Here is a 13,906-nt window from a genome sequence, read left to right as displayed (position 1 = left end):
ATGGCGGCACTCGCCTCTCTACGTTTGACGGATTTCCGGTCTTATGACCGGCTTGATCTAGACCTTTCGCCTGGACCGATTGTGCTGTTTGGCGCGAATGGTGCGGGCAAAACAAACCTCATGGAAGCGGTCTCCCTCCTGTCTCCGGGCCGGGGTTTGCGCGGGGCTGGGATTGATGCGCTCGCCCGAGTTGAGCACGGTCGAACCGCACCCGCTTGGGGCGTCAATGCTGAGCTAGATGAAGGCACGCGCATTTCCGTCGGTCAGCTGCCCGATAGTCCGCGCCGCCGCGCAGTCCGCATCAATCAGACCAATGCCACGGCATCACAACTCGCCGAATTGCTCACGGTCCAATGGCTGACCCCGGTGCAGGACCGGTTGTTCGCGGGACCGGAAAGCGACCGCCGGAAATTCCTCGACCGTTTAGCGCTCGCTTTTGAGCCGTCTCACGGTGTGGCCAGCTTGCGCTATGAAAAGGCCCGGTCTGAACGCAATCGACTGCTGTCTGACGGCATCTCTGATGCCAGTTGGTATGACGCGCTAGAGGCTGACATGGCGGCCTGCGGTGCACGCATCGCTAAGACCCGCGTCGATACGATCGAGCGATTAAGGGAGGCGATCATGGAGCGTAGCGCATCGGCCTTTCCGCAAGCGGAGATCGCTATTGAGGGAACCGTCGAGGCCCTTCTTCAAGATGGCATCTATCTAGATGATGCGGAAAGTGACTTCCGTGAGCGTTTGGCAGAGACACGGCCAATAGACCGCCGCGCCGGGCGTTCCCTGACGGGGCCGCATCGATCCGAAGTCAAAGTCGTGCATCAAGGTAAAGCGATGGCCGCGGCCCTTTGTTCGACGGGTGAGCAGAAGGCGCTGCTGATCGGGCTGATCCTTGCTCATGCCCGGGCTCAAGTGACGCGCTCACCTATCCTTCTACTCGACGAAGTGGCCGCCCACCTGGACTCAGAGCGCCGCCGCGCCCTGTCAGAGGAATTGATCGATCTCGGCCTTCAGGTTTTCATGACGGGCACGGACCAGTCGCTTTTTTCGGACTTCGGGGCGCAGGCGCAATGGTTTGAGGTCAGCGGCGGTGCGGTCACCGAGCAGACGGGTTAACGCAACAAAGTCGGTCGCTCGCCCGTTTCCCCGGCGGCTTCGCGGCGAATGAGCATGTGGAGGGCGGGCATGTCGTCAATAGCGGCAAAGGCGGCACGGCGGGCATGACCAAGCAGAGATAGTGGGCCGCGTGTTGGGGCGGTCGCCAGCGATGTTGTCAACGTCGCCAGCATGGTTTCATCTGCTCGGCGCCACCGCTCATAACCGATCAAACCTGCTGTGCCGATATCCTGCCCTGTCGAGACGGCCTCGCGGACACCCTCAACCAGCGCACCAATATCACGGATACCGAGATTGAAGCCTTGACCCGCAAGCGGGTGGATGACGCGCGCCGCATCGCCAATAAGAGCGACGCGTCCTCGGCTGAGCGCTTCGCTCCGTTGGCCGATGAGTGGATAGCTCTGGACGGGCATATCTAGCCCGGTGACGTCCAAGGCGCCCCACAGACGGTCATCAATCAGGGCGATCAACGCCTCTTCAGGTAGAGCGCGAGCTGCGGTTATCGCTTCGGATCTGTCAGACCAGACGATCTGCGAGCGGTGGCCCGCTTTCGTCGTTGCGAAGGGCAGGCTGGCGACAGCGCCCACGGGCTGAAAGCGCTGTAACGCTATGCCTTCATGTGGCTCTGCATGGATCACGGTCGTGACCAAAGCATGCTGGCCGAAATCAGATCGCGAGACGGATAGGCCTGCCATCCGGCGTGTCGCACTGTTGCGGCCATCTGCGGCCACAACCAGATCCGCCGTGAGCTGAGTACCATCGCTCAACATCAGATTGACGGAGCCGTTTTGAGATAGAGTGTCGACCCGAACATTATCTCGGATCTTCACGGGCCTTGTCTTCAAACGTGCCAATATTGACGTCCTCAGACGCTCATTCTCGACATTGAAAGCCAGCGGTTCGTCGTCCCGTTCTGGCAGTTCAAACTGCCATGGCGTGTCAGCTTCACCTTCGCCCACGCGCATGCCAAGAATCGGCGTCGCGTCTACCTCCTCGACGCCCAACCGTGTGAGCGCGCGCATGGCGGACGGGGTAAGAGCCGTTGCTCGACCATCCGTTTCACTTCGATCAATCGGCTTAGCATCAATCAGGATGACCTCTCGACCGGCCCCATGCTCCGGGTCCGATAGGGCCAAGGCTGACAATAATCCTGACAAGCCCGCACCAATGACGGCGATTTGCGTGTGTTCGCTCATAATCGAGAGACCTAAGCCCGCAACGGTCGCATGGAAAGTGGCTTTCGCGGGCGGCAATTCGTCCACAAGGATGCATCCGGCTTTAACGCCCCCTTTACGCCTTGGCGTCACCTTTCATTAACCTGCTACTCTAGTTTCGGACCCCAGATGACGCCGCCCCCTGCCGCCACCGCCCCTTATGAGGAATATTCGCCGGAAGCGATCCAGGCGATGATGGATGCGGTGACGCAGGCAGAAGCCAGTGCGTGGAAGCGCGCCGTCAGCGCCCTGTCGATGATTGGGCTGGGCGGGATGTTGATGATCATCCAACTAACTTACTCGCCGTTCGACGCGACGATGGACACAGCGGGCGTCGGCGGTATCGGCAATGCGTTCGGCGCGCCGGGTGCTTGGGTCGCCAATGTGTTGATGCAAACTCTGGGTTGGGGCGGGTTGCTGGCCAGTTGCCTGATGATGATTTCTGGTGTCCGCCGGTTGCTGCGCCGCACGGTTCGTCTTCAGACAAGACGTGATCGCGCTGGACGCGCGCTGATATATATGGGGGCTGTCCTATTAGGCACGGCAACCCTGTCTGCCTTTCCGATCCCGCAAAGCTGGCCGATGGGCTCTGGGTTGGGGGGTTGGTTCGGCGACCTGATGCATTTCGGGATGAGGCGCTGGCTCGTTCATTTTAATATTCCCCTGTCAGGCGGTATCGTCGCTTTGGTCACGTTCCTCGGATTTGGTGTATGTCTCGCGCGGCATCTTGGCCTCGTTCGTCGAGACGTAGTCGACATCCTCGATGCAGCCGGTCTGGTCTGGGCTTATGTCCGCGTTGGGGTCGATGCCATGGCGGCTTGGTTGGTCAGGATCTTCCGAAAATCCTATGAAGGTGAGCTAGACACCGAGACTGTCGGGGTCCGCACGATCCCTGATGCCCCGTCTTTCACGCCCGCGCCTGCACCCGTCCCCGCGCCCGTATCTGTGGCTCCAGCGCCTAAACCGAAACCAAAGTCCAAGCCTAAGTCGGTGGCCCGTAAGGTCACCAATCCAAAACGTGGTGCTCCGGAATTCGATTTCTCGGCGGCCACGGGGTTTGTCTTACCCACGCCTGATTTACTTAAGGCTCCACCGCCGCGCAGCACCGTGCGTGATGAGGGTATGTTGCAGCGCCAATCCGACCAGTTGCACCGCGTCATGGGCGATTATGGCGTCGAAGGTGAAATGGGCGATGTCCGTCCAGGTCCAGTCGTCACTCTATTTGAATTCGAACCAGCGCCCGGTGTGAAGTCCTCGCGCGTGATCAATCTTGCCTCTGACATTGCTCGAAATATGAGCGCAAAATCTGCGCGAATCGCGGTCGTTCCCGGTCGCAATGCGCTGGGTGTGGAGATGCCGAACCGCAAGCGCGAAATCGTCTGGTTGCGACAAATGCTGGAATCTGAAGCGTTTGAAAATAGCGACGCCCGTCTACCGCTCATCATGGGCGAAGATATTGGCGGCGCGCCCTTCGTCACCGATCTGGCGTCCATGCCGCATATGCTGGTGGCAGGTACAACCGGGTCAGGTAAATCGGTCGCGGTCAATTCCATGATCCTCAGCCTGATGTACAAGCTGACGCCGGAACAGTGCAAATTCATCATGATCGATCCAAAGATGCTGGAGCTCTCCGTTTATGACGGTGCGCCGCATCTGCTGGCGCCCGTCGTGACAGAGCCGAAAAAAGCTGTTGTCGCGTTGAAATGGGCCGTGCGCGAGATGGAAGATCGCTACCGCAAAATGAGCCAAATCGGCGTGCGAAATATGGAAGGCTTCAACGAAAAAGTCGCCGAATCGAAAGCGCGCGGCGAGACCTTGTCCAAGACGGTTCAAACGGGCTTCGATCACGAATCGGGGGAGCCGGTTTTTGAGACACAAGAATTCGAATTCGAGCCCATGCCTTATATCGTCGTGATCATCGACGAGATGGCAGACCTGATGATGGTCGCCAAAAAAGACATTGAAGGGTCTGTTCAGCGACTAGCGCAAATGGCGCGCGCTGCTGGCATTCATATGATTCTCGCCACGCAGCGCCCATCGACTGATGTCATCACCGGCACGATCAAAGCCAACTTCCCAACCAAAGTCTGTTTTCGCGTTGGATCCAAAATCGACAGTCGCGTCATTCTCGGCGAAATGGGCGGCGAGCAATTGCTTGGCAAAGGCGATATGTTGTTCCTCGGCGATACAGGCCCCAAACGCTATCACGGGCCGTTCGTGTCTGATTCTGAAGTGGAACGCGTCGCCAACTTCGTCCGCGCTCAAGGCGCACCAGCCTACCTCGAAGATATCACAACGGATCGGGATGAAGGACCATCTGATGACCCAACCGTCGCAGGCGGCGGGTCTAGCGGTGATTCCTTGTTCGACCAAGCCGTCGCGATTGTCTCCAATGACCGCAAGGCCTCAACCAGCTATATTCAGCGCCGTCTTTCCATCGGCTATAACCGAGCCGCCGATCTAATCGACCGGATGGAACAGGAAGGCATGATTAGCGAAGCCGGGTCTGGCGGAAAACGTGAAATCTTCCTGCCTGAGAGCGAAGCGTTCTAGCACACCCGGTTATGACTTGCGGGACGGTCGCGACCCGCTAACCTAAGTACATGTTCAGGACGTTCCCTTTGCTTCGCGCGTGGCAGCATATGCTGCCCGAGTGTCAGCTTGCCCCGCGAGTGATCTTTTGATCAACGTTTGCCGCTTTGGTTGTGTACTATTTTGGGCGTTTTTGTTTCAATCTCTGTCAGCGTGTTCAACGATCCCATCCGTTCAAACCGTGCCTCTCGAAAGAATGCTAGAAAGTTCAAGTGCAACAGCGCTTGATTACGAAACCTCTCAAGGGGGGCTGATAGTTTTGAGGCTCGATCTTCTTGAAACTGGGCCCGGCAAATTTATCCTTGATACAGGAGCAACAACGTCAGTGATCTACCGGGACTCTATCCTGCCGGGCGCAGTCATAGAAGGCGGTGGTCAAGTTCGTATCCACGACATGAATTTTTTGGCAACGCGCCCCACGACCATAATTCAAAATTTTCTAATCGGATCAAAAGAGATCAAAGGCGTAACTTTCGCAATCCTTGATCAACCGAAGTATAGCGACCCATTGTTGAGGCAAACCAAAGGTATTATTGGGTTAGATATATTGGCGGAATATAAAATCTTGATTGACCCAAATAGTCAGAAAACATTCTTCATTGACGAAAAATCTGCGCCGCTGACGTTTGATAAAACCTGGTCCTCTATCCAGTTGAATGAACGTCCCTTCAATAGGGATGTGCTGGGACTTCATTTTCTAGATTTGCAGGTTAACGGAACAGAGGCCTTCGCCTTGGTGGATACGGGTTCAGAGTTCAATGTGATGAATTGGAATTTTAGACGTTTGCGGAAATTGAGGGTGAGACGCCATCATCTTCGCAAAGAATGGAAGGTGAATGGGGCAATAGGTGAGTTTAAACCAGAATGGCACGTGGTTTTGGAGGGAATAGAATTTGGCAATCGCGCGTGGCCGCATCAACTCTTCTCTGTGCATCGTCTAAGCTTGTTCGATGTGATAGATTTGGAGGGTAAGCCAATGATGATCGTTGGGATGCCTTTCTTCGAAGGTAAGTCCATTTTGATTGACTTTGCGAATGACGTCATGTGGATCAAAATGGAGTCCTCATAGGTCAAGTGCTCCGCATTGATTGATTGCCATTTTGCTAGTCCTGAACTCAATTAGGGTCCGCGTCAGCATTTCCAATCTGTGCGGAACAGGCTAACTCAACCTTATGCCTAAGACTTCTCCACCGCCACGCGCCTGGCAGCGCATGCTCTCCGGGCGTCGGCTCGATCTGCTTGACCCGAGCCCACTCGATATTGAAATTGAGGACATCGCCAGAGGTCTAGCCCGCGTGGCGCGGTGGAACGGGCAGACATCGGGGGATCATGCATTTTCGGTCGCGGAACATAGTGTCGTGGTCGAGGATTTATTTTATCAACTCTATCCCAAGGCATCGGCAGAAGAGCGCATGACAGCACTGCTGCATGATGCGTCCGAATATGTGATCGGCGATATGATCAGCCCGTTTAAGGCGGCGCTCGGCTATGACTATAGGGCGTTTGAGACGCGCTTGGACGAAGCCGTCAATCGCCGGTTTGGCTTAACGGCCCCAACGCCATCTCGGCTTAAGAAACAGATCAAACGGTGTGATGTGATCTGCGCCTGGTTTGAAGCGACGCAGATTGCGGGCTTCACAGTAGAGGAGGCGGATCAGTTCTTCATCACGCCGCCCGACGGGCTGCATGTCACGATTGATCCGGCGCCTGTCGTAGCAGCGGAGCGGTTGTTTTTAAAACGGTTCGCCGAGTTGGACGCTGCGCTTTAGCGCCGCCCAGCGCGGGGGTGCGCACCCGCATGCACCTCGCGTAGGCGCGCCGCATCGACATCCGTATAGCGCTGAGTTGTCGACAGGCTGGCATGGCCGAGTAATTGTTGGATTGTGCGCAAGTCACCGCCCCCAGCCAGAAGATGTGTCGCGAAGGAATGGCGCAGCGCGTGCGGTGTCGCGGATTCGGGTAGACCAAGATAGGCGCGGAGCTTCTGCACTTCGGCTTGGATGATCCGAGGGCCGAGGGGGCCACCGCGAACGCCCCGAAAGAGGGCCGATCCGGGTGCGAGGGAATGGGGGCATAACTCAGCATAGCGCGTGACCGCCTTGCCGATCGCAGGCAGGATCGGAATCATTCGAGATTTTCCGCCTTTACCGTGAACGATGAGCGTATCGTCAAGAGGCAGTACCTCTGCTGTCAGGCTGAGCACTTCCGAAATACGTAAGCCAGCGCCGTAGGCGAGGCTTAATACGGCACTATTGCGCGCTTCTATCCAAGGGACCGCCCCATCCATCGACCCGGCCGCGACTAAGTCTCGCGCACCGTCAACCGACAAGGCTTTGGGAACGGGCCGTTTGGTGCGTGGGCCTTTAATGAGGGCGATAGCAGAATTGGCAACATCCCAGCGTCGTTCCAGATATCTGTATAAGGTACGAATGGCGGACAGCAGGCGTTGTACGGACGCGGATCCCAGACCTGGATGGCCCTGTCCACCCTCGCGTCTGAACGCGAGATATGCGCGAAAGTCAGACGGTCCGAGTCCTGCCAATGCTCGAAGACCTGCGGGTTCGCCGAGGTGGCGGGCTAGGAAGTTTTGAAAATCACGAATGTCGCGCCCATAGGCTTCAACCGTTTTCTCGGACAGGCGGCGCTCACCAGCCAGATGGGACAGAAACGTCGTTCTCACGTCATCCGCTGAGATGTTGGGGGTTGCCGCCATAATTTGATCTTGCCGCTCAGACCTTAAAGAATAGGCAAAATCGATCGTCGCTTGACAAAATATGAGGTGCGCATTTATCAATTACGACAGATGACGTAATTTTATTCAAAGCCGTTTTGGGAGTTCATGATGCGCAATGGCTTCATATTTTCAGCGGCTTTTACCCTGTTCGCGCAAACGGCCATTGCAGCGCCAGACTGCCCGGCGCCTGAGCCCACAACAGAAGCGGACAGAATCTACGCTCTGTCGAAGATCTGGAAGATCGCGGATAGGGATTTCGCTTGGTTTCATCAGGTGCCGGACTTGGACTGGGATGCCGAATATCTTCGGCATCTTCCTATGGTTCGGGATGCTGAGACGGAATTGGAGTATTTTCGCGCGCTGCAAAGCTTCATCACAGCACTGCAGGATGGGCACACCAATCTTAACCCGACACCATCGCTGAGACGCGGATGTGTGTTGGACGCACCGCCTATTCGTCTGACCCCTTTTGGGGCGGGAATATACGTCACCAATATCGACAGCGAGTTGGCAGATACCGTCCCGGTCGGAAGCCAAGTCGTTTCAGTGGATGGAGAAGATATAGAAGCGAAGATTGAGCGGGATGTTCTGCCTTACTTGGCGACGTCATCACCACATGTCAGGCGTGAGTATGCCGCGGGTGGACGGTCTTACTGGCTATTGGGGCCGCTCTTTGGTTCTGTCGGCACGACCGCCCGAATTGGAATTGTGACGCCCAACGGCGAAAATCGCGTCATCTCGGTTAAGCGCAACCGATATAGCGAAGGCGGGATAGACTGGGTCAGAACGCGCAATGATCCCGCGGGTGAGGGCAGTGTGCATCTCAGCTGGGACCGCGATATCGCCATCCTGTCACTGAATTCTTTCTCTGATGATACTGTTCCTGAGCAATTTGATGCTCTGTTGCCTGAAATTCGTCGCGCCAAGGGGCTTATTATTGATGTCTCCCGCAATGGCGGCGGCAGTACCGCCATCGGTGGTCATGTGATGAGACGTTTCATCAATGCTCCGGCACCGGGGTCGCGTTGGATGACACCCAAACATGTTTCAGCGTTCAAGGTATGGGGCGAAGGCGGTTTGGAGGGCTATGCTGAATGGGCGTCGCCGATGTGGGAAACAGGCGAACACAATACGCTCACCCCACTGGACGTAGCTGACCGATTGATCGTCCCGATAGCCATCGTCACCTCTAAATGGACAGCGTCAGCGGCAGAAGACTTTATGGTTTTCGCAAAGAGCCAACCGCACATGGTTCAGATCGGGGAGGCGACATTCGGCAGCACGGGCCAACCAGTCCATTTTGAGCTGCCGGGCGGCCTAAGTGCGCGGGTTTCAGCGAAGCGTGACACACTGCCGGATGGTACGGATTTTGTCGGGACGGGCGTTATACCAGATATTGCGGTCAGCCCTGATCTTGATGACGTTCTCAATAATCGCGATCCGGCGCTTGACCGGGCGATTGAGAATGTGCGCGGTCGCATCGAATAAGGTTCTGGAGTAGGGAGCGGTTTTACTCAGTTCGCGTCTCGACCATTGCGCAACGGCGCGAGGTCACGGTAGGACGACGCAAAAGGATCCTGCCATGACTCTCAAGCTTCACCACTCACTTCTCATTTCTGCTGCTCTACTCGCTGCCTGTGCGACTTTGCCGGAGCCGAAAAGCGCCACGGAGATTCATGATCAGACACTGACACTCGATACGCATATTGACATCCCGCTAACCTATATGACGGAGATCGACCCGACTGGCCCGACAGAGCTACAAGTTGATCTACCTAAACTAGCGGCGGGCAAGCTCGATAGCGGCTTCTGGATTGTCTACACGCCGCAAGGTGAAATGACGGAGGCGGGTTACGCGGCGGCGCTGGATATTGCCCGCACGCGCGTTACGGCGATTGAAGCGCTGACGGACACCCATTCGGATGATTTTGAACTGGCCCTGACAGCCGACGATGTTCGGCGAATCGTTGGCGAGGGGAAACATGCCGTATTGATCGGCATGGAAAACGCGTTTCCGCTTGGCCCGGACTTATCAACGTTGGATCATTGGGCTGAGCATGGCGTGCGCTATATGGGGCTCACCCATTTCGGCAATAACCAGTTCGGCGATAGTTCCAATCCACATGCGGAACGCGATGGCGGTGTCGGCAAATGGGGCGGTTTGTCACCGCTCGGCCGTGAACTCGTTGAACGGCTCAACGACCGCGGCATCATGGTTGACGTCTCGCATACAGGCAAAAAAACGATGATGCAGGCTGCCGATCTGTCGCGCACACCGATCATTGCCTCGCATAGTGGGGTCAAAGCTGTCGCAGATAGCGCCCGTAATCTTGATGACGAGCAGCTTCGCAAAATTGCCGAGGTGAATGGCGTGGCGCAAATGGTCGCGCTGGGGGCCTATGTTAAAGTGCAGACGCCTGAGCAGGTTGCGGCGACTGAAGCGGCCGCCATCGAATTCGGTATCAGTTCGCGCGCAGAGTACAACGCGTTGTCCAAGGAAAAGCAGGCTGAAGTGGATGCGCGCCGCGAGATGATCGCTGCGATGGAACCGGAAGCGACTGTCGCTGATTTCGTCGACCACATCGACCATGCTGTGTCCGTCGCAGGCATCAACCATGTCGGCATCGCGTCAGACTTTGATGGCGGTGGCGGCGTTGATGGCTGGCGTGATGCGTCTGAGACCGAAGCGGTCACAGCTGAGTTGGTCGCAAGAGGGTATAGCGAGGCGGACATTGCTAAGATTTGGGGCGGTAATTTGCTTCGCGTGATGGAAGCTGTTGAGGCCGGCGCATTGAATTAAGGGCAGCGCGCAAACCGCATTCCCTAGTTGACGGGCCGAAAAGCCCTGACTATATGCCCGCCCGTCAGTGGACGTGCTGTCTGTGGGTTGCCATAGAAACCTCGTTCGAGACGAAATTGAGACCCAGATTGGCCCGATGGCAACCGCCGCCGGGCCGGTTTTTATTCCAGCAGGCTATCCGGTTCTTCCCATGGAAGAGACGGTCGTCTGCGCTTTGTGTAGGGCGTAAGCCCTTCTCGGAGCGAACCAAAAATTGGCGCGGCATACCCCGCGCGGTATAAATGTAATGAATAGTCGCGGCACGCCCCGCGCACGCAAGACAAGGACGGCTTGATGCCAACAATTCAGCAGCTCATCCGGAAGCCCCGGAAAGACAAGCGCAAGCGCAACAAGGTTCCGGCCTTGGAAGCGTGTCCGCAGAAACGTGGCGTCTGTACGCGCGTTTACACAACCACACCAAAGAAGCCGAACTCGGCTTTGCGGAAAGTGGCTAAAGTTCGCCTCACCAATGGGTTTGAAGTGCTGAGCTATATTCCAGGCGAAGGCCACAATTTGCAGGAACACTCTGTGGTCCTGATCCGTGGCGGTCGCGTGAAAGATTTGCCGGGTGTGCGCTATCACGTTTTGCGTGGTGTTCTGGATACGCAGGGCGTGAAAGATCGCCGTCAGCGTCGTTCGAAATACGGCGCTAAGCGTCCGAAATAAGAGAGTAGATCATGTCCCGTCGTCACAGAGCCGAGAAACGTGAAGTCCTGCCGGACGCCAAATATGGCGATATCGTCCTGACTAAATTCATGAATGCCATCATGCTTGATGGTAAGAAATCCACCGCCGAAAACATTGTCTATGGGGCGATGGAAATCGTCGAAGACAAAGCTAAGACTGAGCCGATCCGCGTCTTCCATGACGCGCTAGAAAACATCAAACCATCTGTCGAAGTGCGGTCTCGCCGCGTCGGTGGTGCGACCTATCAGGTTCCTGTTGAGGTCCGTGTTGAGCGTCGTCAGGCTCTGGCCATCCGTTGGTTGGTGACTGCGTCGCGTAAGCGCAATGAGAACACAATGCGCGAGCGTCTCGCTGGCGAATTGCTGGACGCAGCCAATAACCGCGGCACCGCCGTGAAGAAGCGCGAAGATACGCACCGCATGGCGGAAGCGAACCGCGCTTTCTCACACTACCGCTGGTAACCCACACTTTATTCTTTCGAGGAGCCTGAAATGGCACGCGATTACGACCTCAAGGACTACCGCAATTTCGGCATCATGGCCCATATCGATGCAGGTAAAACAACCTGCACCGAGCGGATTCTTTATTACACTGGTAAGAACCACAAGATTGCTGAAGTTCATGATGGCGCGGCCACCATGGATTGGATGGAGCAAGAGCAAGAGCGCGGCATCACGATTACGTCGGCTGCGACGACCTGTTTCTGGGCTGGCAAACGCCTGAACATCATCGATACGCCTGGACACGTTGACTTCACAATTGAAGTTGAGCGGTCTCTTCGCGTGCTTGATGGTGCTGTTGCGCTGCTGGACGCCAATGCGGGTGTTGAGCCTCAGACTGAAACGGTCTGGCGTCAGGCTGACAAATATAATGTTCCGCGCATGATCTTCATCAACAAGATGGATAAGATCGGTGCGAGCTTCTATAATTCTGTTCAATCCGTGAAGGATCGTCTGGGCGGAAACGCGTTGGAAATGCAGCTGCCGATCGGTGCTGAAGATCATTTCAAAGGCGTTGTCGATCTCGTCAAAAATGTTGCTTACATCTGGGAAGCTGAAGCTGACCTAGGCGCGACATATGAAACTGTCCCGGTTCCAGAGGACATGGTCGAGAAGGTTGAAGAATATCGCCTCGCGCTCATCGAAGCTGTTGCTGAGATGGATGACGCTGTGATGGAAAAATACTTCGAAGGCGAAATGCCTGACGTTGAAACGATCCAGCGCCTCGTTCGGGCTGCGACGATCGCGAACAAAGTTGTTCCTGTCTTCTGCGGCACGGCGTTTAAGAACAAAGGTGTTCAGCCATTGCTTGACGCGGTTGTTGCTTACCTGCCGAGCCCGCTCGACATTGACGCTATCAAAGGCATCGATGCGAAGACTGGCGAAGAAACAACACGTCCGGCTTCTGATGATCAGCCACTCTCCATGTTGGCGTTCAAGATCATGAACGACAAGTTCGTGGGCACGCTGACCTTCTGCCGTATCTATTCCGGGAAGCTGGAAACGGGCACGACCCTGCTTAACTCCGTCAAGGAGCGTAAAGAGCGCGTGGGCCGTATGATGATGATGCACTCCAATGATCGTGAGGACATCCAGGAAGCCTATGCGGGCGACATTATCGCCGTTGCTGGCCTCAAGGGCACCACAACGGGCGATACGCTCTGTGATACGTCCTCGCCGGTCATTCTAGAGCGTATGGAATTCCCTGATCCCGTCATCGAGATTGCTGTCGAGCCTAAGACTAAAACTGACCAAGAAAAGCTGGGCCTCGGTCTTCAGCGTTTGGCTGCAGAGGATCCATCCTTCCGGGTTTCGACTGATCATGAATCAGGACAGACCATCATGGCGGGTATGGGCGAACTGCACCTCGACATTCTGGTCGATCGTCTGAAGCGTGAATTTGGCGTCGAAGCCAATATCGGTCAGCCGCAAGTGGCTTACCGTGAGGCGCTCGCTCACGATGTTGATATCGACTACACGCACAAGAAGCAGTCAGGTGGCTCAGGTCAGTTCGGTCGTGTTAAGATCAGATTCCAGCCGCTAGAGCCGGGCGAAGGTATCATCTTCGAGAACTCCGTTGTCGGTGGTAATGTGCCGCGCGAATATATTCCGGGTGTTGAAAAAGGTATCCGGACGATGGCTGAAACCGGCCTTCTGGCAGGCTTCCCTGTTATCGACTTCAAAGCTGAGCTTTATGACGGCGCGTATCACGACGTTGACTCCTCTGTGATGGCCTTTGAGATCGCGGCTCGCGCTGCGTTCCGCGAGATCAAGAACGAAGGTAAGATCAAACTGCTCGAGCCGATCATGAAGGTCGAAGTAGTCACACCTGACGAATATATGGGCGACGTTATCGGCGACCTAAATTCTCGTCGTGGTATGATCGAAGGCACGGAAATGCGCGGCAACGCCAACGTCATCAATGCAATGGTGCCGCTCGCCAACATGTTTGGTTACGTCAACGATCTGCGGTCCAAGTCTCAGGGCCGTGCGCAATTCACAATGGTCTTCGATCACTATGCGGCGACTCCGCAGGCTGTGATGGACGAAGTCATCAGCAAACAAGGCGGTGCGTAACTACGCGCCCCTCACATTAGTATCTCACGAGTAAGAGGAGCCTCCCATGGCGAAGGAAAAGTTCGAGCGTAACAAGCCGCATGCGAACATCGGCACGATTGGTCACGTTGACCATGGTAAGACGACGTTGACGGCAGCGATCACGAAGTAT

12 protein-coding genes are annotated in these 13,906 nt (G+C 56.0%); 10 read left to right on the top strand and 2 right to left on the bottom strand.

The genetic code is table 11. The annotated features are described in order from the left end of the window. Nucleotides 1–1,113, top strand: coding sequence for a DNA replication/repair protein RecF (recF, locus tag QQL54_RS08135; protein WP_284389469.1), 1,113 nt, complete (start codon nucleotides 1–3; stop codon nucleotides 1,111–1,113). Here the strand turns inward: recF and QQL54_RS08130 are convergent. Beyond that, nucleotides 1,110–2,309 carry an FAD-dependent monooxygenase gene (locus tag QQL54_RS08130; protein ID WP_348520725.1) on the bottom strand — a complete coding sequence of 400 codons (1,200 nt, stop codon included), beginning with the start codon at nucleotides 2,307–2,309 and terminating at the stop codon, nucleotides 1,110–1,112. The two genes, recF and QQL54_RS08130, sit on opposite strands and share 4 nt — an antisense overlap. A gap of 147 nt (nucleotides 2,310–2,456) precedes the next feature. On the opposite strand from QQL54_RS08130, the gene QQL54_RS08125 reads away from it, so the two are divergent. From QQL54_RS08125 to QQL54_RS08115, 3 genes are all read left to right on the top strand, one after another. After that, nucleotides 2,457–4,880, top strand: a complete 2,424-nt coding sequence (locus tag QQL54_RS08125; RefSeq protein WP_284389467.1) for an FtsK/SpoIIIE family DNA translocase — start codon at nucleotides 2,457–2,459, stop codon at nucleotides 4,878–4,880. Between the two features lie 235 nt (nucleotides 4,881–5,115). Then, complete coding sequence (locus QQL54_RS08120; RefSeq protein WP_284389465.1) at nucleotides 5,116–5,988, top strand: aspartyl protease family protein; 873 nt, start codon at nucleotides 5,116–5,118, stop codon at nucleotides 5,986–5,988. 103 nt (nucleotides 5,989–6,091) lie between these two features. After that, a complete protein-coding gene (locus QQL54_RS08115) occupies nucleotides 6,092–6,688 on the top strand; it encodes an HD domain-containing protein (RefSeq protein WP_284389463.1) in 597 nt (198 codons plus the stop codon). Here the strand turns inward: QQL54_RS08115 and QQL54_RS08110 are convergent. Next, nucleotides 6,685–7,632 carry a tyrosine recombinase XerC gene (locus tag QQL54_RS08110; protein ID WP_284389461.1) on the bottom strand — a complete coding sequence of 316 codons (948 nt, stop codon included), beginning with the start codon at nucleotides 7,630–7,632 and terminating at the stop codon, nucleotides 6,685–6,687. The two genes, QQL54_RS08115 and QQL54_RS08110, sit on opposite strands and share 4 nt — an antisense overlap. Before the next feature lie 126 nt (nucleotides 7,633–7,758). Between QQL54_RS08110 and QQL54_RS08105 the strand changes: the two genes are divergently transcribed. The 6 genes from QQL54_RS08105 to QQL54_RS08080 all read left to right on the top strand — a co-directional run. Then, nucleotides 7,759–9,141, top strand: a complete 1,383-nt coding sequence (locus QQL54_RS08105; protein ID WP_284389459.1) for a S41 family peptidase — start codon at nucleotides 7,759–7,761, stop codon at nucleotides 9,139–9,141. 94 nt (nucleotides 9,142–9,235) lie between these two features. Next, a complete protein-coding gene (locus QQL54_RS08100; protein WP_284389457.1) occupies nucleotides 9,236–10,453 on the top strand; it encodes a dipeptidase in 1,218 nt (405 codons plus the stop codon). Nucleotides 10,454–10,786: 333 nt separating this feature from the next. After that, entirely contained in the window at nucleotides 10,787–11,158 is a 372-nt protein-coding gene (gene rpsL, locus QQL54_RS08095) for a 30S ribosomal protein S12 (protein WP_284371828.1), read from the top strand. Between the two features lie 11 nt (nucleotides 11,159–11,169). Next, a complete protein-coding gene (gene rpsG / locus QQL54_RS08090; RefSeq protein WP_284389455.1) occupies nucleotides 11,170–11,640 on the top strand; it encodes a 30S ribosomal protein S7 in 471 nt (156 codons plus the stop codon). Nucleotides 11,641–11,670: 30 nt separating this feature from the next. Continuing rightward, entirely contained in the window at nucleotides 11,671–13,755 is a 2,085-nt protein-coding gene (gene fusA, locus QQL54_RS08085) for an elongation factor G (protein ID WP_284389453.1), read from the top strand. 46 nt (nucleotides 13,756–13,801) lie between these two features. Then, nucleotides 13,802–13,906, top strand: a 105-nt coding sequence (locus tag QQL54_RS08080; protein WP_233354145.1) for a GTP-binding protein, incomplete at its 3' end; no start/stop codon positions are given.

Source organism: Algimonas ampicilliniresistens, assembly GCF_030159955.1.
Taxonomy (GTDB): domain Bacteria; phylum Pseudomonadota; class Alphaproteobacteria; order Caulobacterales; family Maricaulaceae; genus Litorimonas; species Litorimonas ampicilliniresistens.
The sequence above is the reverse complement of the archived record's forward strand: the minus strand, read 5'-3'. Positions and strand labels throughout refer to the sequence as shown.